A 23,503-nucleotide genomic window follows, 5' to 3' on the forward strand; every position below is an offset into this window, starting at 1 on the left:
TCAAAGTTGTTGCCTTCAAGGAAACTTCTGAAGCTTGACCTGAATTTAGTACACAATCATCTTATTGTTAGTAATTAAAACTATGGAGGGCGGATGCAGTTTATACGTGAGGGCCCCGATATTCCTGAGCGCTTATTACAAGCGCATGAAGATGGGCGCGTGGTGTTTTTTTGCGGCGCAGGCATCTCATATCCTGCTCGTTTGCCTGGCTTTTCAGGGCTAGTCCAGAAGTTGTACATGGCACTTGCAGTTACACCCAATGCAGTGCAACAAGCGGCAATAAAAGTAGGGCAGTTCGACACTGCCATCGGTCTGCTAGAAGCAGATATTGTCGGTGGGCGAGAGGTCGTGCGCAGGGCTCTAGCAAGTATCCTTACTCCAGATTTGAGTTCTGCGAAAGCCACAGCAACCCATGAGGCGGTATTAAGCTTGGCTAAGTGCCGTAACGGCCAAACCAGGCTTATCACTACCAACTTCGACCGCTTGTTTGAAGAAGTGATTGCCGCAAAGTCGCTGTCGGTTGAAAGGTTTAAGGCCCCACTGTTGCCAGTACCGAAGAGCCGCTGGGATGGGCTAGTGTATTTGCATGGTTTGCTGAGCGATGTACCTACTGCAAGCGAGTTGGATCGGCTAGTCGTTTCCAGTGGTGATTTCGGACTGGCTTATCTTACCGAGCGTTGGGCGGCTCGTTTCGTCAGTGAGTTGTTTCGTAACTACACCGTTTGCTTCGTCGGCTATAGCATTAACGACCCAGTGCTACGCTACATGATGGATGCGCTGGCCGCTGACCGTTTACTTGGTGAGTCGCCTCCTGAGATGTTCGCGTTCGGCAGTTACTCTAAGGGCAAGGAAGATCAGCGGGCCAATGAGTGGAGAGCAAAAAACGTCACGCCTGTCCTCTACCGAGAGCACAATCGTCATGCCTATCTGCATAAAACCTTGTGCGCCTGGGCCGAAACTTACCGAGATGGGGTGCGTGGAAAGGAGCGGATAGTTATTGAGTCGGCCATGGGGCGGCCATTGGCGAGCACCCGGCAGGACGACTTCGTAGGCCGCCTTTTGTGGGCACTGAGTGATCCCGGCGGTCTGCCAGCCAAGCGCTTTGCCGAGCTTGATCCAGTACCGTCACTGGACTGGCTGAAGCCTTTAAGTGAGGAGTGCTATGACCACTCAGACCTTAGCCGTTTCGGGGTTTCACCGACGATGCCTGTGGATGAAAAGCTTGTTTTAAGCCTAACCCGCAGGCCAGCTCCTTATTCCATGGCGCCCGCGATGTGTCTCGTCGATTCTGGTGTACGGGGGAGCAGCTGGGACGAGGTGATGCGCCATATAGCACGATGGCTGATCCGGCATCTCGATGATCCAGCAATGTTGCTGTGGTTAGTTAAAAGTGGAGGTCAGTTGCATGGCCAACTCATCAGTCTGATCGAACACCGTCTGGATGAGTTAGCCAAACTTGAGCGCGAGGGGCATAGCGCCGAATTGATGTGCATTCATGAGAGCGCACCTAGAGCCATTCCCAGCCCACTCATGCGCACATTGTGGCGCCTGCTACTGACAGGTCGTGTCAAATCATGGCTACCGGACTTTGACTTATACACGTGGCGAGACCGATTCAGACGCGATGGGCTCACAGCAACCTTGCGCATGGAGCTGCGTGAGATACTGACACCGCGGGTGTCTTTAAGCGAACCACTTCGCTGGTTCGCTAACAAGCCAGAAAGTTCAGAGGCAGAACACATTAAGGAATTGGTGGAATGGGAGATCGTACTGTCGAGTGATCACGTTCATTCTAGCTTGGAGGAGCTGTCTAGAGACGAACTGTGGGTGATGGCGTTGCCGGAGTTATTGCCTGACTTCAGTGCTTTATTACGCGACGTGCTAGATTTGATGCGTGAGCTCGGTAACGCCGATAACCTGAGTGATCATTCATACATACATCAGCCCTCAATCAGTGAACACCCACAGAACCGCGACTTACACGACTGGACAGCATTGGTCGAGCTTACCCGAGATGCTTGGCAAGCCTCGGCGGCTAAGTCACCTGAGCGGGCAGCACTCGCGGCGCAATCATGGTGGTATGTGCCTTATCCGCTGTTCCGCCGCCTTGCTTTTTTTGCCGCTGGGGAGGGGAATATAATATCCCATCGGCAAGCTATTGACTGGCTGTTGTCAGATGACTGTTGGTGGCTTTGGTCAATTGAAACCCAACGAGAGGCCATGCAGCTATTGGTCAACCTTGCTCCACAGATTGATGTGTCGCTGCTTGCTGAGCTTGAGCAGGCAATCCTCATTGGGCCACCTAGAGAAATGTTCAAAGATGACATTGAGCCCGAGCATTGGACTCGTATAGTAGATAGAGAGTGTTGGCTGCGTCTGGCAAAAATTGATGAGACTGATGTGAAATTGGGTGCAGCTGGTACGGATAGGCTTGCGGTATTATCGGCACAGTACCCAGAATGGCAATTGGCGGCAGATCAGCGTGAGGAGTTTCCTTACTGGATGGGCGATGGCGATGAGTGGATTAAATTTGTTGCCACACCAAGTCGGCGCCGTGAATTAGTCGAATGGCTCAAACAGCATCCGACTTCTGACCACTGGCAGAAAGATGACTGGCAGCAGCGCTGTCTTGACAATTTTGCCACTACCGCTTGCTCTTTATACACCTTAGCCAAAGAAGATATTTGGCCGGTCGATCGGTGGAGAGAGGCGTTGCAATCATGGTCAGAAGAAAGGCTTGCTAAACGCTCTTGGCGTTATTTGGGTGTACTGCTTGCGCACTCGTCATCTGAATTTCTACAAACACTCTCCCATAGTGTCAGTAGGTGGCTTCAGTCTGTCGCTAAGACATTCGTAGACCATGAAGTACTCTTCTTCACTCTATCTCGACGTATGCTGGCGCAAGAACATCAAGGCGGGGTCGATACAGACGAACCCGTTATGAGAGCTATTAATCATCCTGTAGGTCATGTTACGGAAGCGCTATTGCGTTGGTGGTATCGTAGATCGTTAGAGGATGAACAGGGTCTGCCATCAGAGATCAAGTCTACATTTACTGATCTTTGTGATATGCAGCTCGATAAGTTTAGGCATGGCCGTGTTTTACTTGCAGCCCATGTAATTGCACTGTTTCGTGTGGACAGAAAGTGGACGACGCAACATCTTTTACCGCTGTTCGACTGGCAACGTTCAGAAGCCGAAGCGCTTGCTGCTTGGGAGGGGTTTTTGTGGTCCCCGCGCCTATACCGACCTTTGATGGAAGTACTCAAGCCGGCGTTTCTCGATACTGCGCGTCACTATGGAGTATTGACTAAGCACGATGGCCAATACGCATCGCTGCTGACGTTTGCGGCCCTTGACCCGAGTGATACATTTACAATTTCTGAACTTGCTACTGCTACCCGCGCGCTGCCTCAAGATGGATTACACGACTCAGCGCGTGCCCTAGTGAGAGCATTGGAGGGAGCGGGAGAACAGCGTTCGGATTACTGGGCTAACCGGGTTGTACCGTATCTTCACTCCATCTGGCCTAAGACCCGAGATAATATCTCTTCCGCTATTGCCGAAAGCCTTGGTCGCTTGTGTATTGTGGCTCAAGATGCTTTCCCGGAGGCTTTGGGGCTTCTCAGGGCTTGGCTGCAACCGCTGCCGCATCCTATCTATTTAGTGCATAAGCTTCATGAGACTGAACTTTGCGCTAAGTTCCCGGAGGAGGCGCTAGACTTCCTGAGTCTGGTGATAGGTGACCCAGCACAGTGGTCATCAAGAGACCTTAGAGCTTGCCTTGAATCGCTCCTCATAGCCGCGCCCGAGTTAGAAGCTGATCAGCGTTTCGAGCGACTAATGACTTACATGCGTTGATATGGGAGAGAGTGAGATAGAGCTTTACGCGATCCTGATCAGGCTGGCCTAGGAAGTTATATGGGTGTACCGATAGCCTCCTCTAAGGTACGCTATCGGTACACACACATGCTTCGCATGCTATCCTCTAATTACGCTAAACTACTGATTCTAAACAGCTGTACCTTTTTCTAAATTACGGCTGCTTTCCTTTATTTGTCAGTAACTTATTGTTATAGTAGCTAACTCATAATACCTTGGTCGTAGGTTCAAGTCCTACTGGGCCCACCATTCTTGCTTTTTCAAGTAAGGGATTATGAGTCCTTATAATTATCTTTTACGCCATTTTATAGGACTTGAGGAAGCACAGCATACCTTTTAATATCAATAACTAACTCGCCCAACAATTCCTTTGTCGTTTGCGCTCATTTGAAGTAACCTGCTTCCTATGTGCTTCCAAATGCGTCGAGGTGATTACTCATGGCGACTGGCCTAAACGCCATCAAAACAGTTATTGAGGCGCTGGAAATTCCAGCACAAACGGCTGCTTTGCACTTCTTCACCGATCCGCCTGGTTTCGGCATCCGCATAACTCCTACTGGAAAGCGCACCTTCTTTTTCCAATATCGGTGGGCTGGCAAAACCCGCAAGCCGAGCCTTGGCCGCTACGGCGACATCACCCCCAAACAAGCGCAAAAGCTGGCACGAGAGTACGTGGGCAAGTTAAGCCGTGGTGAAGACCCCCAAGCTGAGCGCGCCGCCGCTGAGGCTAAGTCACTTCGCGAAGCAGCTGAGAAACAATGGACACTTGCTGCCGCCATCGACTCGTATCTGGTAGAGCGCAAGCTGAAAGACTCGACCCGCTACGATATGGAGAGGGCCTTCAAGGGGATAGAGGATTGGAAGCGTCGCCCTGTGCAAGACATCACTCCCGCCATGGTGAAGGGGCGCCATAAGAAGCTGAGCGCCTCCAGCGAGGCTCGCGCTAACCTGGCCATGCGCTACCTGCGCGCCGTGTTGAACCATGTCATGCACGAAGCCAAGGCAGAAGGCTTCACCCTCCTGGACGCCAACCCGGTGGATACTCTAAGCCACCGCAAGGCATGGAACACTATCAAGCGCCGCCGCACCTTCATCCCACCGCACAAGCTGGGCACCTGGCTAGATGCCGTGTCCACCCTAGACGAAATGCCAGACTACGCACCCGGCACCGGCAGACATCATCAGAAGCTCAAGAACGGTGCCATGCAGCGAGACTTCCTGTTGCTGGTGTTGCTGACCGGACTACGCCTAAACGAAGCCAAGGGGCTGCGCTGGGAGGATGTGGACATGGAGGGTCGCACTTTAACTATTCGCGATTCCAAGAACCACGACGACCACACCCTGCCGGTAGGCGATTACTTAGGCGCCTTGTTGAAGCGTCGCCGTGACGAATCCGGCGCCGAGTATGTGTTCAGCAACAAAGCCGGTCACCGGTTGCACAATCTGCGCTACGCCTTAGCGCGTATCGAAGAGCACACCGACATGCATGCTACCTGCCACGACCTACGCCGGACCTTCGCCACTATCGCCGAATCCATGGGGCTGAGTGCTTACGCCATCAAACAGGCCTTGAATCATCGTACCAGCGCCAGCGACGTAACCGCAGGCTATGTGCAGGTGACGCCAGAGCGGCTGCGCGACCCCATGCAGCGCATCGAAACCTTCATTTTGAGCCATAGCCATGCCCAGCGAGGTGCCAAGGTAGTACAGCTACGCGGCTAATGCCGCACCGTATTGGCTGGCTAGGGTCGCTCCTGAAATCGTGGCAACTCCACCACATCTGCCAGCTATCCTTTACATGGAGTGCGTCAGGAGTAGCGCATGGATCCGCAACTTGCAGGTTTACAAGTCACGTACACGGATGCAAAGAAGTTATTTGGCACGAGTTTAGGGGAGCATCAGAAAAGGAAATTGCTGGACCGGAAGGAAAAAGTGGATGCCTGGGAGATACCGACAAGGCACTTCATTTGCATTCGTGGAATCTATGTTGATTTTCAGAGGCTAGAGGGCGTAACTCTTCCGAGCGAGACGGATGAAGAGGAGGAATTTTTAGAGCATCCTGAGGGAGACCCTACCAAGCCATGCGTCGAATTCCCCTGCAAGCTGTGGCAGCTGGAAGAATTCTTGAATCAAGAAGGAATCAGCGAATATATCGACCCGTTCGATATGGCAGATTGGGTGCGAAAAAAGCTGAGCAATGCTGTCAGCGAGGCCCCCTCGCAGCAGGAAAAGCCGTCGCTCTTACTGACGATTGCAGTCCTGCTAAACTTACTGAAAGCGAGTCAAAATCCACGCTACAACCAAGCCGGCATAATCGAGAGTATTAAAGACGGTGATGATGGCTATGTGAGAGGCCTGAGCCCGAGAAATCTGGGGGATCTGTTTTCAGCTGCAAATAAAGCACTTAAGGAAGCTAGAAAAAATTCCCATCCATAAGCCTGAAATTGCAATTGCAAAAACCGGCTCTGCAATTGCAATGAGATAGCTCTGTGACCTATGCATCATAGCCCTGTGTTCAAACGACATGGGGCTTTTTCATGAATACTACTGCTTCCTTCCCAACCCTGCTGGATCAAAAGCAGGTTGCCACATATCTCGGCAAGTCCGTCGCCTGGTGTGAGCGCTCCCGCTGGGATGGCACCGGCCCTCGCTTTATCAAGGTAGGCCGCGCCGTTCGCTACCGTGCCGATGATGTACTCGCTTGGCTAGAAGCCAACACCCGCACCAACACCAGCGAGGATTTGAAATGAACCTTCACCTACTCACTCTAGGGTTTGGTGTGGTAACTCGCTGGATGTTTGCAACAAGCGCTCAATTCCACATCTTTAGCCTCGAAACCGCCTGCAAGCGCCTAGCGTGCTGGCTGTTCACCTTGCACATCAAGAAAGGGGCTGCCCATGACTAAACATACGGTTTGCCCGCGCGCTTTCCGACTGATGCTGGCATTGCTGAGCGCCCCGCGCACACGTGAAGAATGCGACAAACTAGCACCATCCAGCAACTCGCCCCATTACATCGGCGTACTAAGAGAGAAAGTGAAGCTGGAAGTGCCATGTGAATACGTACCGTTCGTGACCAGCGATGGCATCAAAAGTAGATATGCCGCTACCATGCTACATCGGATGACAAAGCCAAGATTCGCGAGTATCTGCACAACGTGGAAGCCACTAACGATTCGCAAGAAAAAGCCCCGCTTGGGCAGGGCTAAAGCTTTCTGTCATTTGGTCAGTGCATGGTCATTGTAGAGCGTGTAAGCGCCACCGGCCAGCCTGTCCCTTTATAGGAATTTAGACGGCATGGCCAAGAGAAAAAATAGCCTGCCCTTCGATAGCAGGGGAGGCGTTGTTACGATCCAGAGACGCCTGTTAAAGTCCGATGCTTATAAGAAGATATCTCCTCAAGCAAAGGCATTGCTGCATCAACTGCATTCCCATTGGAGGCCAGACAGGGCTATAGGATTCGGTGTCCGCGAGGCAGAGCAAACAATCCCCTGCTCGCGCAAAATAGCTATGCGCGCCTTCAAGGAACTACAGGAAGCAGGATTCATTGTCATGGTGGACGAAAGTCTGTTCTGCTCACGAGCACAATCAAAGACGCGGACTTGGCGCCTCACCTGGATGCCGTGGAACTACCTTGGGCCCACAAATGAATGGGAAAATCAGTGCTATGTGTAAAATTTCCACAGGTGTATAAATGACACCTGTGGAAGTTCAGAGGTATCGTTTATACACCATTGGGGCAGTTTTTTAGGTGAAGAGGTATCGTTTATGGCACCTGTGACCACAGTTTTTTAAAGCTAGAGGTGTTGTTTTTACACCACTCCTACATTGCCACCCTATCTACGCCCATTACCCAATCTCAACAGAGTCATCAACACATTCTGTTGTATTAGAAGCGCCGTAATCTTGCAGACCTGCCTATTTCATTCAATTGCCAGTTTTCAAACTTGAATGAAGCTTATTCGGATGAACTAACAAAGTTAATTGTTTTTAAATTCCCTCCACCTCGATGCCATGCCGGGCGAGCCAGCTCTTGCGCTGCTCATAGTCCGGCATGGTACGCTCCAAGCGGCGCCAGAAAGCCGGGGTGTGGTGGGGTTCGTGCAGGTGGATCAACTCATGGACGACGATGTACTCGGCGATATGGCGCGGCAGCAAGATAGTCTTCCAGTGAAAATAGACCCGGCAGCCCTTGCCGCAGGAGCCCCAGCGATAACCGAGATCTTGCACCTTCACCCCGGCGGGCTCGACCTGCATGCGCCGGGCGTGCTCCTTCACTTTTCCAACCAGCCAGTCGGTTGCGCGGAGTGTGTACCAGCGGATGAAGTGCTCGCGGGCATCAACCAGTGCATCCTCGCGCAGCTGGAAGCGGCCGGCGGCGAGCTTGAGCGGCACGTCTTGGGCGTCTTTGGGAACTCGCTTGAGCCGATAGCTGCGCCCCAGATAGAGAAACCCTTCGCCGTTGACGTACTCCTTGCGCGGTAGCTGGCGGCGGCTCTCGGCCTTCTGCGCCAGCTTCTGGTAGATCCAGTATCGCTTCTCGACCACGAAATCGCGTAGCAACTGCTCATCGGTATCGCTGGGTGCCGCGATAATCAACTCCCCTTCACGGTCTACCGTGATCTCCAGCGTCTTGCGCCGGCGGCTCTCGCGCACCTCAAAGATGAGGTCGCCCACGTCCAGCCGTGTCATGCATCCACCAACTTCGCCTGGTTACTTCGCGCCAGGTCAAAGAGCCGCTCGGCGACGGCCTCAACCTCACTCGTCGGCACCAGACCACCCATCATCAACCGCGTGAACAGGTGCTGCTTGAGGCGCTCCTGGTCCGGAATGTGCGAGGGTTTCCAGAAGTCGGGGATCGAGATTTCCTCCTGGATCAGCATTACCAGTTCCTCTGTAGTCGCCAGCAGCTGGCGAGCGGTGCCGTCGTCCATCTGGTTCACCTCGAAGCCAGCGCTCACCATCAGCTCGCGCCAGAAGGGCTCGGCGTGGGCCGGCATGTCGGGAACGTCTTCCCCTTCTACCCGTGCCCCGTCGCGCAACTGCTGAATCAGCCCCCGCAGGGCCTTCACCTGCTCGTCCCACTGGCCATCGAGCTGCTGAAGCAGGTCGGCCAGTCGCTCGCTCAGCCGGCCGTACTTCACCGGGTCCTCGTCCAGGTGCTTGCGCACATGGGAGCGGATGGCGTGCTCCATCTCAGAGGCCTTGGCGCGATCACCGACCTGGCGGCCGATGTGCGCATCGAACTCGGCGTCGGTGAGCTGCACGGGGGGAATCCGCGGGTCGATGCCCAATGAAATCACATAGTCATCAATGAGCTTGCGCACCTTTTTGCCGATGTCGCGGCCGAGCTCCGGAGTATCCTTGTAGCGATTACGCGCCAGGGCGTGGAGATAGGCGAGCTGCTTGGCGTCGTTGACGAACTCCAGCCCCTCGGGGCGTGGCAGCACATCATCCAGGGTGCGATTGAATTCCTTGAGCTTGACCACGAACTCGGCGCGCAACCGCTCGTCCGCCAGCGCTTGTACCGCTTCTTCAGTATCGTCCAGGCTGTCCACGCCCTGGCCGCGCAGCACGTCGATGACGCGCAGGTGACGGTCACGCAGCAGCGGGATCTCGTCCTTGAGGCTCATCAGTGCGCCGTCGATGTCCTCATCGCTGTAGGCGGCCAAGGCCTCCTTGAGATGGTTGGCTACTCCGAAGTAGTCCACCACGATGCCGTGAGTCTTGCCGTGGCCGGTGCGGTTAACCCGGGCGATGGCCTGCAGCAGCTCCGCTTCGCGAATCGAGCGGTCTAGGTACATCACCCCCTCGATAGGCGCGTCGAAGCCGGTCAGCAGCATACTCTTGACGATTAGGAATGCCAGCGGGTCGTACTTTTGCGGGTCCTGTTCCTGTCGATTCGGGTTCTGTCGATTCTTGGCCGCCTCGCTGGAAAGCGGCGGCAAGGGTTTCTTGAAACGCTTGATGTGACGCTCGACCGCGGCGCGGTCGCTCCACTTCGCCCAGGCAGAATCGTCGTTGTTGCCGCTGCTGAACACCACAGCGAACTCCAGCTGACGCAGGATCTCACGATAGCGCCAGGCCTGGATCGCCGCCTTGACCCGTGGCGGGCGGATCAGCAGCTGTGTGTCGTCCAGTGCCTTGTCCTCGGGTGTCAGCGCCATGGCGTCTTCCAGCAGCTCGGCCTTAGCCTGCTCGAGAGCCTCGTAATAGCGCAGGGCAGCCCGACGGCTATAGGCCACCAGCTGGGCCTTGTAGCCGTTGGGCAGGATATGCGTTACGTAGTGGCGTAGGATGTCCTGGGCCTTCTCTTGGATCAGCTTGGGCGCCTCGAAGATCTGTCCCTTGGTGGCGTACTTCTTCTTGATGGCCTCCAGTTCGTCCTTGGTGTGCTCGCGAAACAGATCCTCGAACAGGCCATCAAGGCTGGCACCGTCCTTAATGGCGCCCTTGGCGGTGCGCCCCTCGTAGAGGATTGGTACTGTAGCGCCGTCTTGCTCCGCCTCCTTGATGGTGTAGCGGTCGATGTACTCGCCGAAGATATCATGGGTGCGCTTCTTGTCGCCCATGATGATGGGCGTGCCGGTGAAGCCGATGCGTGCGGCGTTGGGCAGCGCACGCATCATGTTGGCGTGCAGGTCGCCAGCCTGGGTGCGGTGAGCCTCGTCCACCAGGATCAGGATGTCCTCGCTTTCGTTGAGTACCTCGAAGGGCTCACTCAGGGTGGGCTTGCGCGGGGTGGTGCCGGCACGGCCCGGTTCAGCCGCATCGCGCCGACCGTCATCCAGTCCGTGGTGGTCACCCTCGTAGTCGTTGCCGGCCTCGGCTTCTTCTTCGGCGTCGTCGTTGGTGTCGGCACCGGGCAGCGTCTGGTCACGGTATTTCTGAACTGTCCCGAACACCAGGCCGGGGCCGTCCCGTGCCAGCAGCTTCTTGAGGGTTGCGGTGTTGCTCGCCTTCTCTACGCTCTCACCGGTCAGCTCGGCGGTAGCAGAGAGCTGAGACTGCAGATCCTTGCGGTCGGTGATCACCACCACCTTGAAACGCCGCAAGCTAGGGTCGCTGCGCAGCTTGCGTACCAAGAACACCATGGAAAGACTCTTGCCGCTGCCCTGGGTGTGCCAGACGATGCCGCCACGCCGGTCGGACTCGCCATCCTCGCGACGGGTCTTGCCGCTCTTCAGCCGCTCTATGGCGCGGGTCACGCCGCGGAACTGGGGGTAGCGGCACACCAGTTTGATTTCCTGACCGCCCAGGTTCATGAACAGGGTGTAGTGGCGCACGATATCCAGCAGATTGTCACGGTTGAGCATGCCGGCCACCAGGCGTTGCTGCGCGGAGAGGTCGGCCACGCCCAAGTCGATGGCCACCTCCGCCTCGCGTTGCGGTGCCACGGTCTTCCAGCTCAGGTAGTGGGCGAAGTCGGCGCCGATGGTGCCCGCCCGGGCCTCATCGAAATTGCTGGCCACCAGGAACTGGCTGGTAGCGAACAGCGCCGGTGCCCCTTCGTGTTCCTGCACCTCGACGTCCAGATGGCGCTGGTCATGGTAGCGGCGCAGCTGGTCCACCGCCTGGCTGATGCCTTCCGGCACGGTGCGGCTCTTGCACTCCACCACCACCAGCGGGAGGCCATTGACGAACAGCACCAAGTCCGGAATCACATGACCCTTGCCCGAATCATGGCCCGGTGGGCACTTCACTTTGAACTGGTTGACCACGGTGAAGAGATTGTTGGCTGGCGTTGCCCAGTCGATGTAGCGCAGGGTCTGACCACGACCGCCATCCCAGCCCTCCAGCCCCTCCACGGACAAGCCACCCAACAGCAGCTCGGTGGCCAGCTTGTTGGCCTCCATCACCTTGCTGGCTGGCAGGCGGGTAATCGCGGACACCGCTTGGTCGAGGCGGCTGTCATCGAGCCAGGGCTCACCGTCACGCAGGTTGATGCCGCGGAGTCGCTCGCGCAGCAGCGGCTCCATTACCATCTGGGCGAAGCTATCACGGTAGGTTACAGCGGGATCGTCCACCGAGCCGGCCAGGAACTGCCAGCCCTGACCAATGAGCTGGTCAATGAAGGGCTTCTCGACGTCCTTATACTCTGGGCCTGTCATGATGAAACCTATTATTAGATTATCGGGCTGCTAAGAGCGTCGTTTATCCTGCTCTAACTCGTCCATGGTATCTGGTGTGGGCAGTATGGAAATAAAGCGAGCCAACATCACCAGGGTCATCAAAATTCCAACAGCCGCCTGAAACAATAGTATTAGCTGACCCATCTGATTCAGTGCACTTCCACCATTAAAAGAGAAAGCAACCATGAGGGTTAAGGCTTCTCTTAGGCTTCCCAAAAGTCCATTTGCTGACAACTCCATCCAGCCCCAGTGCATCAATAGAAAGTGAGCGCACGCAAACCATACGACGGTCTCGAAATAGTTGTGGACCAGAAGAATCACCATTCGTCGGTAGCCGCGCATCTGATAATCTCGACCTAACTTTTTTGCTCGATATTCATCAAAGAGAAGTACATTAACTTGATAAACTACCAATTCAAATGTTCTAAGTAACCCATACGTGGCTATCCATTTGCCAGCTGATACCAAAGCCGAACTCTCAGAATTCAGAAGCCAAAGCCCCAGCAATGCCAGCAGCAAATGCCCCAGTGTCCAGGTATCTACTAGCAGAAACGACAGGTCCCGGCGGCGCTTTTGATTAACATTGAAGACATCCAAAAGTTTTTGCCAAAGCTTCATTACCCAAGGAAATAGTGCAATATATTTAAGCAGTTGAAAAATGCTAGACCAGAAAGAAACGATAAAGCTTCCTGACTTTTCTTTTATTTCCGACACCGTTCGACCCTCGTTAATAGTGTTTTTTTACAACACTGCTCTGTAACTATCACAGCCTAACTCGACTACTGCCCATCATCAGAGCCCACCAAAGATTTCTTGCCCATGGCCTTCTCGATGATCTCTAGTAGCAGACGTTTGCGCTGCTGGTAGAAGGCGTCGAAGTCATCAGCGCGCAGGGCTTCGGTAGGAATACGGTGCCCTTTGAGAATGGCGTTCATGGCCTCATCGCCAAGTTGAACCTGCTCATGGCTTTGTAGGCGATCCAGGTATTTGGAGGGTGCATCGCCACCAATCATACGGTTGGCTTTATAGGAAATCGGCGTCTTGTTAATAATGGCGTCGTAGACGCGCGGTGTGATTTTTTTCGCCTCACACCAGGCACGAGGAAAGATATGGTGGATATCCAACTCCACGCCCTGATTGTCCAACTCCTGAATATCACCCCTCCAGAAGAAGTCCACGGCACCCTCGCGCAAAATTAGTATATTAATACCCTTGTAGGCGGCACTGAGACGGCTACGCAAGGTTTCTAGTCGTGAGGGATCGAAAGAGGCGTCAATCACAGTGCGCGGCATAACTGCATCGTCCGTAAACCAATTCATCAGCTCTTCTAAGTCCAGGGCGATTCGGGTTTCTACAGCGCCGCCGTAGAGCTCACCTAAAACACCGCTCCAGTACCAACGAGATAGCTTCTGGTAGATGCGCGGCTCGCGCCAGCGATTACCTAGCAGGGTCATCACCGCTGCTAGGGGCACCAACTGGGTGGCATAGGGCAACTCGCGGCGGCTATAGAAGCATTCGCTGAGCAAGAAATAAGATGCTTCGATAAAGCCCTTCTCAACGTCATCAGCCCAGTCCTGATAAGACGTTAAAGGCAGGTCCAACACTGCAGCACGCTTGGCGCTAACCGGGCGCACCTGCTTGCCCGTTTTGCCATTCTTCAGGTCTTGTACCTTGCGCTCTCGGGTATGCAGCAGGGTAATAGCTTGGAGCAGGTCGGTGCTTTGGACGTCCCTAAGCAGCTCGTGTTCTTCGAAGCGGGCTTTGCGCGAGAGAACCTTGCGGATATCAGAACCGAACCAGTCATCGCGTAGGTTATAGCCTTCCGCTGCGTAGCTGGCGGTAATCAGCTCGAATACCGACAGCTGCACTCCACCGGTATTGACCTTCTCAAACACCAGGCAGACTGCCTCCTTGGATGTTTCCTTTTTAAGTTCGATAACCGGTAGCTGATAGGAAGAAAAGGCACTGAGAACCTTTTCCTGGAACTCAAAATAAACTCCTATCTGTTCCTGATTGAACTTGAAAAGGTCGCTAGCCCAATCATTGGGCGATAGTAATTTGTCACAAGGAAAGTAGAGCTGCTCGCATTCTAGCTGGCGGGTGGAGAGATCCAGATCCACCTTACGACCGAAATCGCTACGCTTCTGGCGGGTCTCGTCAACCGCGACGATGGCATCTTCCAGCCGATCCTCCCCTTCCAAGGCGATACGGATGTCGAAGTAGTAATGGCGCTTGATGTCCTTGCCCTTGGCGGTGCGGGTATCCACCGGGGTGGGCAGGCCCACCGCCTGTGTCAGGCTGGTGAGGCGCTGCTGGCCGTCTAGGATCAACTGATCCGGGTCCTTGGTGACGCTGTCTGGATCAATACCTTCCACCGGACGCGTCTCGAAGCGCACCTCACCGCCGGTTTCCATCAGCATCACTGCACCCACTGGGAAGGAGCGGGCGATGCTCACCAGCAGGCTTTTGACGTGGTCGTCGTCCCACACCCAGCCGCGCTGGAAGTCAGGGAGCTGGATCTTGCCGGTGGTGATGTCCTTGAGTAGCTCGGGCAGCGAGCGCTTGGTGCTGTCGAAGGTGGTCATGGCGGTTCCCTGTGCGATGTGATCCTGATGCTATGGAAGCCCCGGTCTATGCCGGGGTAGTGGCCTGGGCCTGTTCGAGCAGCGGAGTGACGCGGACGCGGCCGGTAAGGAGATCGTCCATTAGGCCTTTTTTTAAGTCACTGGCTTCCGAGAGAGCCCTTTTTTCAGCTGAAATATTCTCGTCTAAGGAGCGAATTCTTTCGTTGATGGCGATCTGCTCATGCAGAGCCGGGATGGGAATTATTATCCTCACATACTCGCTTGATCTGGCATGCACTTGAGTGCTTCCTACAGTGATGCCCCTTGCTTGGGATCTAAACCATGAACGCCTAGTTATCTCGGAAAAGAATTCTCGTGTCATTAATTCTTCTTTTAAGTACAGCCCGTAAGTTCCTTGGGCCAGTATATAAACACCCTTGCCATAAAAAATTGACCCCATACCGACCGTTGGGCCGGAGGGAACTAGGTCTCGCAAGCTGACAACCACTGCACCCTCATCAACCATGGAGCGGCTATAGAGGCTCGCAGCCTGAAGTGAAACAAATTGCTCTCTATTTACGATATCTATCAACTTGCTTCCAGTCACATCAGACTTGGCAATAACCGGCTTTCCTGTGTCTGAAAATTCTCCGGATTTAATTGCAGCGCCAGGAATCACCTCCTTCACTGCAGTCGATAAAGGCCGAGCTTGCCACTCCCTCGGAATCAACCCTAGCGGCGACTCCTTGTAGAGCTCCGGCGCCTGCTCAGGACCGGGACGGAGCTTGCCATTCTCGTCGATGCCGCGGGTCAGCAGGTCGTGGAGCAGGCCCTCCTTGACCTTCTCCAGCTTAGCGATCAACGCCTCGGCTTTCTGGATATGAGTGTCGAGAGTGTCGAGGATGCGGGCGATGAGGCGTTGTTCGCTCAGCTTCTTTGGAGCTAGAATCTCAAGACTACTAAATAAGCTTTTGTTTACAATTGGAACTACTTGTAGACCCGCTAGGGTATTTAGCTTGGGCTTTAGGCGAGTGCAGGCATAATAAATAAAGCTAGGATCAATTTTTTTTTCGTCAGGCTGTATAGCATTGATTTGCTGGTTGAAAGCGGTTTTTTCTTTGGTCTGCCCAGCTTTACCCAATATGCCAATACAAGAAACAAACACGGCATTCTTTTCTGCGGCCCTTGATAATAGTTCGCCTTTTTTCGTGAGCTTATCTGAACAACTTTCAACCCACCTTTTTCCTCCTAAATCCGAAGGGCCTACAAAGGGCAAGTCTCCGCCGTAGTTAGATTGATCGCTCGTTGGCGGGGTAGTGCCTGTAAAAATGTTGCCTAGTTCCGCAAGCCTCGGAGAATACCATCCTGTCGGTAGCTTTTGATAAACATCACACATAACCCAGTCCCTCTAGATACTGCTGCAGCTCCTTTGCGGCGGCATCCCGCTCGGCCTCGATATCGGTCAGCGTCACCCGATACTTGTCCCACCAAGTCTCGAGTGCGGCGATCACCTGCTGGCGCTGTTGGCGGATATAGCGCTCGAGGATGCCCTTTAGGTCGTTGTGCAGGATGGTGCCGACCAGCGCTGCAGCGTCGGGCTCGTCCAGGGTGTCCACGGCGGCGTTGAGGCGAGTCTCGAAGCTGGCGACCTTGGCCTTGTGGGCCTTGCGTACCTGGGTACGCTGGCTCTTCCAGGCCTTGATCTGCTCCGGCGTCGGGGCGTCGTCATCCTCGCCGCTATCGGCATCAGCCTCGTCGCCGTCATCGCCCTCCGGCTTGGCCTCGGCGGCCTTGATGCTGGCGTCCAGCTCCGCCTTGCGGGCAGCGAGCTCCTCGAGCTCGGCCACGTATTCCTCGAGAAGGAAATGGACCAGGCGGTGGTCGAGGGGGTTGGTCTTGCTCTGCTCGTCCTCCAGCAGGCTGTTGATACTGGTGCGCCAGGCATCCACCACGCCCATGCATCCGCGGGCCTGAAGGGTGCGGAATTCGTTCTTATTGTCAAACCAAAAGCCGGCAATGATGCCGCGCACCGCGAAGCGGTCGAGCATGGCGGTGGGCTCTAAGGCTGCGGTGAAGCTGCTCAGCAGTTCGTCTCGCAAATGGGTAAGGCGTCCACCGTTACCGGTTAGTGAAGTGATGCTAATGCCGTGCTCAGCCCACCAGGCCTCGAAGGCAGCCATCACGCTAGCTTCCTTCTCAGTAAGGCTAGCGTCTGCCTCGATAGCAAGTTTGAGGTCGCGCTTCTCCACGAGCCGCTCAGCGAAGTCTACATAGTCGGAATCGTTCATCCTCGATTCAAAGAGCCCCATGGGGTCTAGGCCCTGAGCGTCTAACAGCGGTCGCTTGTTATTGATCTCTTTCACTGGCACGCCGCCCTTGAGGTGGGCACGCACGTCCTGGGGCTCCTGCGGCGGAGTGTTGTCGGCGTAGCGGCGGATGTTGAGGTTGTAGTCGTTGTCGCGCAGCTCCGAGAGCGGCACCACCCGGGAGAAGCCAGGCTCGTTGGCGAAGGACTCATAAGTGCTGGCGATCTTCTCGATGTGCTCTGGTAACAGGTAGTTCTGGGCGCGGCCTTCGTAGTATTCGCGGTCGGCGTTGATGAACAGCACTTGGCCCTTTCGCTCCTCGGGCTTAGCTCCCTTGGCGCGTAGCACCAGGATGCTGGCCGGGATGCCGGTGCCGTAGAAGAGGTTGGGCGCCAGGCCGATCACCGCCTCGATCAGGTCGTCCTCGAGCATGCCGGCGCGGATGCGCTTCTCATCACCGCCACGGAACAGCACGCCGTGGGGCATAACGGTGGCCAAGCGGCCGTCGGATTTCAGGCAGGCAATCATGTGCTGCAAGAACATCAGGTCAGCCTTTTTGGCTCCCTCTGGCACGCTGCCGTAGTGGAAACGCTCTTGGAACTGTTGGCTCGATGTGTAGCCAATGGAGAAAGGCGGATTAGTAAGGATGCGGTCAAAGCGCACAAGCTCGCCGCCCTCGACGTGCTGCGGGTCGGTGAGGGTGTCGTCGTTGCGCAAGTCGGCGGAACTGACCCCGTGTAGCAGCATGTTCATCTTGGCGATGGCCCATACCGAGCCGGAAGTTTCCTGGCCGAATAGATTGAGCCTGCGTGGCTCACCCCCCTGCTCTTCCAGGTACTCCTTGGACAGGATCAGCATACCGCCCGAGCCCATGCAGGGATCGTAAACGCTGTGGCCCTCCTGGGGGGCCATCAGCCTCACCATCATGCGGACCACCGGGCGCGGGGTGTAAAACTCGCCGCCCTTCTTGCCGGCGGAGTCGGCGAAATCACGGATCAGATACTCATAGGCAGCGCCCAAGAGATCAGGAAACTCGAAATCCTCGTTGCGCAGGCGGTACTCGCTGAAATGAAAAATCAGGTCGCGGAGTTTTCTATCCGGCAGGGTGGTGGAGCCAACCTTACGAGTGAAGTCGATATGCTCCAGCACACCAGCAAGACTGGGGTTATGCTCCTCCAAGCCAGCGAGCGCCTTGTTAAGCGCATTGCCAACGCCCTGGTGGGCTTCCTTTAACAAATAGGACCAACGTGCCTGCTCCGGCACGTAAAAAGTAGCCTTGTACCAGCTTGGCATTTCGATGACATGGGCGATGTCGATGTCGCTCTTCCCGGCCTGTTTAAGCTGGCTACGCACCTCCTCTTGGCGCTGCTCAAAAACATCAGAACAGCGCTTTAGAAAGAGCATACCGAAGATATACTCCTTGAATTCCGAGGCATCCATGCGTCCGCGCAGAATGTCAGCCGCCTTGAACAGGTGCCGTTCCAGCTGGTTGAGGGTGAGGATCATGTACTGCGTTTCCCTGAGATATAAGTGCTGGTCATCTGATAAGACCTTGGTGAATGGTGCCTATCTCACCAAACTTGAGGAGGGAAAGCTATGACGAATTCAAGTGAGCGTGGCCGAAAGCACCCTACCTTTGCCGGCATCGACTATGGGAGGAATTTTGGCTAACTGACCATAAGCCTCGTTCAGACTGAGTAACCAGGCAATCTACAAGGGTCATTGGATCTACAACGGTAAGCAATAGTAAGTATCAGACGAGCAATAATGAGTAGTGACACACTAATTTATTACCAAAAAGGCTAATGTGCGTGAAAGCATTTTCTGGTCGGCTTGACCCCAGTCAGTTAGGCATTGTTGAGGGAAACAGCATTCTTTCTGGAGGGTAAATTTCAAAATTTACCTGCTTATCGCTTGGGTTATAACTGGAATAGGCATACATTATGCCTAGTTAAAATTAATTAAATCTTAGGGGAGTATATGCGTCTTTTTTTCACATCCTCATTTGTATTGTTATTAACAGCTTGCGCTTCGAACTATAATGATGAGCCAAACATGCTCCAACGCGCTGAAATCATATCGAAAAACAACATGTCTGTTTCCGTAGCTCATAGCACATGGGGAAACAAAATTGCCTTCAGGCTCGCGGCAGAACATTGTGAGTCTTTGAAGAAAACCGCTATACACACAGGAACTACTCGACAGCTTGGGCCAGACCACCTTTCCACATGGCGCTGCGAGTAGCTTTGATGGAATATGAAGTGTGGAAGGGAGGCGCAATTCGCTGTCATAAAGGCTCTTGCTGAGTCTGATGACGCCCTTTAATATTTTGATAGATAAATCAAAATATTATTCTGCTACAACAAGCTGCCCGACCTATTGGGCTACATTACTCCAGATTTTGACTGTCTTAGGCTCGGCAAACAGTCCTAACCACAGCTCCCCCTGGCAAATACTAAGTCAGAAATAGTCAGTACAAGCAGTAGCTAGTAGTAGAAAGCCTCGCGACCATCCGACTAGCCCTAATTAGTTCCTTACGAACTGCTTCCACAACGTGGGGTGCCGCTTTGGTGTGCCCATAGTTGGACTAGGGCATACATGTTCGTACGCAGTGTTCTAAATGAGTCCGCTCTACTGGCAGACTGAGGATATGGGATACCCTTTGGCATAGAACAGTACGAGGAAATGGCGAGCATGCTAGCCAAACTCAAGGGCATCATCAGCCTCAACGACCACCCAGACATCCGCCGGATCTTCGCGGACTACCACATCGAAACCACCGGCATACTCTACACCGTCGGCGGCGGCAAAGGTTCAGACGCCAAAGAGGTGCTGATCTTCAGCTGAGATGTAGAGCCCGAACCAGCGGGTTTGCTTTGAATGTACCTCTAATAAGGCATGGCTATTTTATGTATCACCAAGAAGACTTTGAAGACGCAAGGGAGCTAATAGATTACCTTTCGCCTTTGAATAAGGATCGCTGGCCACGTGGAGAATATGTATTCCGAGGGCAGCCATGTGCAGACTATTCATTGGCACCTGCTGCATACCGCACTAAGAGCTTTTTCAGCCCGACTAGGGCGCTATGGAGATATTAAAGGTGATGGGCAGGTCTTCTTTGAGGTACAAGTACTTATCGCGTTCCTAGAAGCTTGCGATGGAGCGGGCATTCAAGTCACTGGTGACTCTATTGAGTTGCGCAGACTCCTTGCAAACCCTGATCACTATATCAGGAGGCCATCCGAGTGGCCCCCAGAGCCAGTTTTCCCAGTTTTGGCAACAGCGCAACATCACGGGGTGCCTACCTGCCTGCTTGACTGGACTCGCCGCTCCTACGTAGCTGCTTACTTTGCTGCTTCTGGAGCCTTGAGGAGTGAAACTAAAAGTAGCCATTTGGCTATTTGGGCTCTCAGAGTTTTTGGACACGAGGACTGGGAGAATATAGCTCTAATAGAAATGCCTGGGGGGACAAGCGCAAACCTTGCTGCACATGCAGGCGTTTTCACGGTTTCAGGTATCAATGTTGGGCTTGGGGAGCGCTTCGAATCTCTTGCATTAGAGCATGAGCAGGATGTCTATAAACGCCGAAATAGGGACTTTCCAGGCCTAATAAAGGTCACGCTACCTATAGAGGAGGCAGGCGAGTTATTGCGACTGTGCGATGATCTTGGCGTGAAGGGTTCGGTGTTATTTCCAGGCTATGAGGGGGCTGCTCGTGAAGTTAATGACTTTGCTTACGCCAATCTCCCAAGGAACCCTGAATAGTGTCCCATAATCTTTGCCAAATGCAGTGCACGCTTACAGCAACGCTACTAGACTTTCGGGAAGCAATTTCACACAGTGCTTCCTATGTGCTTCCAAACCCAAGAAAGGCTACGTAGTAAAGTAGCAAAATTAGATTAACTAATTGATTTTAATGGTGGGCCCAGTAGGACTTGAACCTACGACCAAGGGATTATGAGTCCCCTGCTCTAACCAACTGAGCTATAGGCCCGAAAAGCGTGCATATCATAGCGAATGTGGCCGGGTGAGGCTAGCCCCTTTGCGCTATCTTGATGTCATTGCGGCACTTTATGTGGATTGGGCAGTCTGGTGAGTAGTTCTTATATGCGGAGACGCGCTGTGAAAGCATTGATTGCTCTATTCCCCTTATTGTTGGCGCTGCCCGTGCACGCTGACTGGCAGCTTGATCCTAGCCAGTCGCGGGTGCAGGCGTCGATTACTCAGTTGAACGGCGAAGCACCGCAAACTCATCACCATCAAGTACGAGATCTGCAGGGTGATATCTCCAGCGATGGCACCCTGCGCTTGCCGTTAAAACTCAGCCAAACGGATGTGCTGGAACGCTTTGGTGAGCTGCCGCCGTGGATAGGTTTGCTGGCCAACACCACCTTGGTGACGCTAGAGGCGCAAATGCCGCCAGAGCGGTTGGACGGTTTGGATATTGGCGAATCCCTGGTGGAGACGCTGACCTTTAGCGTTCAATCAGACATGGTAAACCAACAGGAATCCGTGCCGCTGCGGTTTACCCGCGAAGGCCTGAATGAGATACGCGTGACACACGCGGAGCCCATGGCGATGGATGGCCGAGCGCTGATGGCCAACACCACGGTGCGCACCGTGATGTCGTTACTGGGCTACCAGGAGATTGACGAGCATGTGCCCGTCACCCTCAATGCGCTCCTGGTTAATAGGTAATAGTTAATCGGTCGTCGTTAAAGGTTACTGAGTGCTTCCACATCCCCCGCCTGAGCTTCGCCTGTTTGCACCCGCCACTGGGCGGCGTAGTGGCCGTTAGCTGCCAATAGGCTGGAATGGGTGCCGCGCTCGGCCACTTGGCCTTTCTCAATCACCACGATCTCATCGGCATGCACAATGGTCGAAAGCCGATGAGCAATCATAATCACCGTGCGGCCATGGGCGATGCGCTTAAGCGAGCGCTGAATGGCCGCTTCGGTTTCGTTGTCCACTGCGCTTGTGGCTTCATCCAGTACCAAAATAGGCGGGTCTTTAAGTAGCGCCCGCGCTAAAGAAAGTCGCTGGCGTTGACCGCCGGAAAGCCGCACGCCCCGCTCCCCTACCGGCGTATCCAACCCTTGGGGCAGCGTTTCGATAAAGCTCCACGCCTCGGCGGTTTTTGCAGCGTCGATAATTTCAGCTTCGTCGGCATCGGGCTTGCCATAAGCGATATTGTCGCGAATGCTACCTTCAAACAGGTAAACATCCTGGCTGACCAGGCCAATCGACTGGCGTAGTGAGTTCATGCTGACGTCGGTAATCGGCTGGCCATCGATGAGTACTCGGCCGTTTTCCGGGTCGTAAAAGCGCAGCAGTAGCTTGATCAGGGTCGATTTGCCCGAGCCGGTCGCGCCTACTAATGCCAGAGTGTTGCCTGCAGGTGCGTGTAAATGAATGTTTTCCACGCCAACGCCACTGGTGGCGTAGCGAAAGCTCACATTGTCGATGGTCACTTCGCCGCGCACCGGCTGAACGAGCGGAGTGGTGCTATCGTCTTTAACGGTAATCGGCACTTCAAGTAGATCGAGAATCCGCCGCGTGCTGGCCATGGCGCGTTCGAACAGGTCGATCACCTGGGCCAGGCCAGTGAGCGGCCAGAGCAGCCGCTGCGTCAGGAATACCAACACACCGTACGCACCCACATTCAGCGAGCCGTTGAGCGCCATCATGCCGCCCACAGTAAAGGTGGCCAGAAAGCCCGCCAAAATCGCCATGCGGATCACAGGAATAAACGCGGAGCTAACCTTGATCGCCCTTCTGTTGGCGTCTACGTAGGCTTCGCTGGCCTGGCGCAGGCGTTCAGCTTCGCGGTCTTCACTGGTAAAGCTTTTAATCGTCGCGATACCGCTTAGGTTGTTGGATAAACGGCTGGCTAAATCGCCCACCTTTTCACGCACGTCGCTGTAGAGCGGCCCAGCTTTACGCTGGAAGAAGAACGCGCCCCAAATGATCAGCGGAATCGGTGTAAACGCCAGCAGCGCAATCAGCGGCGAAAGCACAAAGAATACCGCGCCAATCACCACCACCGTCACCACTACCTGAACCATTGCGTTGGCGCCACCGTCCAGAAAGCGCTCGAGCTGATTAACGTCGTCGTTCATGGTGGCCACGAGCTGGCCGGAGCTTCTTGATTCAAAGAACGCCATATCCAGCCGCTGGGCGTGCTCATAGGTATCCTGGCGCATATCCGCCTGTAAACGTTGGGCTAAGTTGCGCCATAGGATTTGAAACAGGTACTCAAATAGCGACTCCCCCGCCCAGATAACAAACGTCAGCACCGCCAGCATGGTGATCTGCTGTTGAGGCGTCTCGAAGCCGAGGCTGGCCACAAAACTCTGCTCCTGGTTGACCACCACATCAATGGCGACACCAATCAGAATCTCTGGAGCAATATCAAACAGCTTATTGATAATCGAACAGGCGGTGGCGGCAATGATGCGCCGACGATAGCCTTTGGCGTAGCGCAGTAGCCGCAGCAACGCTTGAAAACTGTGTGCAGGAGAGGACACAAGCATTCCTTACTCAGTAAGTGATAGGCTGAAAGGAGTTGTTATAGAGGCGCTAGCGTAATGAATTCACAGCGAAGGCTCAACGCGTTACTG

General features: G+C 54.4%; 14 protein-coding genes and 1 tRNA gene. 7 read left to right on the top strand and 8 right to left on the bottom strand.

The window, feature by feature from the left end:
• The first annotated feature begins 93 nt into the window (after positions 1 to 93).
• The 4 genes from dsr1 to KF947_RS05160 all read left to right on the top strand — a co-directional run bounded on the left by dsr1 (position 94) and on the right by KF947_RS05160 (position 6,632).
• Positions 94 to 3,861 (top strand): anti-phage defense-associated sirtuin Dsr1, encoded by a 3,768-nt coding sequence (gene dsr1 / locus KF947_RS05145; protein WP_227405644.1) that lies wholly within the window; start codon positions 94 to 96, stop codon positions 3,859 to 3,861.
• A 459-nt stretch (positions 3,862 to 4,320) separates the two neighbouring features.
• Positions 4,321 to 5,604: a tyrosine-type recombinase/integrase gene (locus KF947_RS05150; RefSeq protein ID WP_227405645.1), complete on the top strand. Its 1,284-nt coding sequence runs from the start codon at positions 4,321 to 4,323 to the stop codon at positions 5,602 to 5,604.
• 99 nt (positions 5,605 to 5,703) lie between these two features.
• Entirely contained in the window at positions 5,704 to 6,318 is a 615-nt protein-coding gene (locus KF947_RS05155) for a hypothetical protein (RefSeq protein WP_227405646.1), read from the top strand.
• A 101-nt stretch (positions 6,319 to 6,419) separates the two neighbouring features.
• Positions 6,420 to 6,632 (top strand): helix-turn-helix transcriptional regulator, encoded by a 213-nt coding sequence (locus KF947_RS05160; RefSeq protein ID WP_227405647.1) that lies wholly within the window; start codon positions 6,420 to 6,422, stop codon positions 6,630 to 6,632.
• A gap of 1,239 nt (positions 6,633 to 7,871) precedes the next feature.
• Here KF947_RS05160 and KF947_RS05170 read toward each other — a convergent pair.
• The 6 genes from KF947_RS05170 to KF947_RS05195 form a co-directional block, all read right to left on the bottom strand.
• The gene (locus KF947_RS05170) at positions 7,872 to 8,573 is read right to left on the bottom strand and encodes a M48 family metallopeptidase (RefSeq protein WP_227405649.1); all 702 of its coding nucleotides are present in this window, start codon (positions 8,571 to 8,573) and stop codon (positions 7,872 to 7,874) included.
• Positions 8,570 to 11,992, bottom strand: a complete 3,423-nt coding sequence (locus tag KF947_RS05175) for a type I restriction endonuclease subunit R (protein WP_227405650.1) — start codon at positions 11,990 to 11,992, stop codon at positions 8,570 to 8,572. The genes KF947_RS05170 and KF947_RS05175 overlap by 4 nt, the downstream gene beginning before the upstream one ends.
• 30 nt (positions 11,993 to 12,022) lie before the next feature.
• The gene (locus tag KF947_RS05180; protein ID WP_227405651.1) at positions 12,023 to 12,727 is read right to left on the bottom strand and encodes a hypothetical protein; all 705 of its coding nucleotides are present in this window, start codon (positions 12,725 to 12,727) and stop codon (positions 12,023 to 12,025) included.
• A 65-nt stretch (positions 12,728 to 12,792) separates the two neighbouring features.
• Positions 12,793 to 14,598, bottom strand: a complete 1,806-nt coding sequence (locus KF947_RS05185) for a DUF262 domain-containing protein (RefSeq protein ID WP_227405652.1) — start codon at positions 14,596 to 14,598, stop codon at positions 12,793 to 12,795.
• A 46-nt stretch (positions 14,599 to 14,644) separates the two neighbouring features.
• Positions 14,645 to 15,973, bottom strand: a complete 1,329-nt coding sequence (locus KF947_RS05190) for a restriction endonuclease subunit S (RefSeq protein ID WP_227405653.1) — start codon at positions 15,971 to 15,973, stop codon at positions 14,645 to 14,647.
• Positions 15,966 to 18,389 carry a type I restriction-modification system subunit M gene (locus KF947_RS05195; protein WP_227405654.1) on the bottom strand — a complete coding sequence of 808 codons (2,424 nt, stop codon included), beginning with the start codon at positions 18,387 to 18,389 and terminating at the stop codon, positions 15,966 to 15,968. Before KF947_RS05195 ends, KF947_RS05190 begins: the two co-directional genes overlap by 8 nt.
• Before the next feature lie 1,188 nt (positions 18,390 to 19,577).
• Here KF947_RS05195 and KF947_RS05200 point away from each other — a divergent pair.
• Together KF947_RS05200 and KF947_RS05205 are read left to right on the top strand one after the other, a co-directional pair.
• Positions 19,578 to 19,730: a hypothetical protein gene (locus KF947_RS05200; protein WP_227405655.1), complete on the top strand. Its 153-nt coding sequence runs from the start codon at positions 19,578 to 19,580 to the stop codon at positions 19,728 to 19,730.
• 150 nt (positions 19,731 to 19,880) lie between these two features.
• A complete protein-coding gene (locus tag KF947_RS05205; protein WP_227406276.1) occupies positions 19,881 to 20,648 on the top strand; it encodes an FRG domain-containing protein in 768 nt (255 codons plus the stop codon).
• A 152-nt stretch (positions 20,649 to 20,800) separates the two neighbouring features.
• On the opposite strand, the gene KF947_RS05210 is transcribed toward KF947_RS05205, so the two are convergent.
• Positions 20,801 to 20,877: transfer RNA gene (locus tag KF947_RS05210), tRNA-Ile, on the bottom strand.
• A 128-nt stretch (positions 20,878 to 21,005) separates the two neighbouring features.
• On the opposite strand from KF947_RS05210, the gene KF947_RS05215 reads away from it, so the two are divergent.
• Entirely contained in the window at positions 21,006 to 21,581 is a 576-nt protein-coding gene (locus KF947_RS05215) for a hypothetical protein (RefSeq protein ID WP_227405656.1), read from the top strand.
• 17 nt (positions 21,582 to 21,598) lie between these two features.
• Here the strand turns inward: KF947_RS05215 and KF947_RS05220 are convergent, their stop codons facing one another.
• Entirely contained in the window at positions 21,599 to 23,410 is a 1,812-nt protein-coding gene (locus KF947_RS05220; RefSeq protein ID WP_413614120.1) for an ABC transporter ATP-binding protein, read from the bottom strand.
• Positions 23,411 to 23,503 lie beyond the last annotated feature (93 nt).

This window comes from Halomonas sp. FeN2, assembly GCF_020595105.1.
Taxonomy (GTDB): domain Bacteria; phylum Pseudomonadota; class Gammaproteobacteria; order Pseudomonadales; family Halomonadaceae; genus Vreelandella; species Vreelandella neptunia.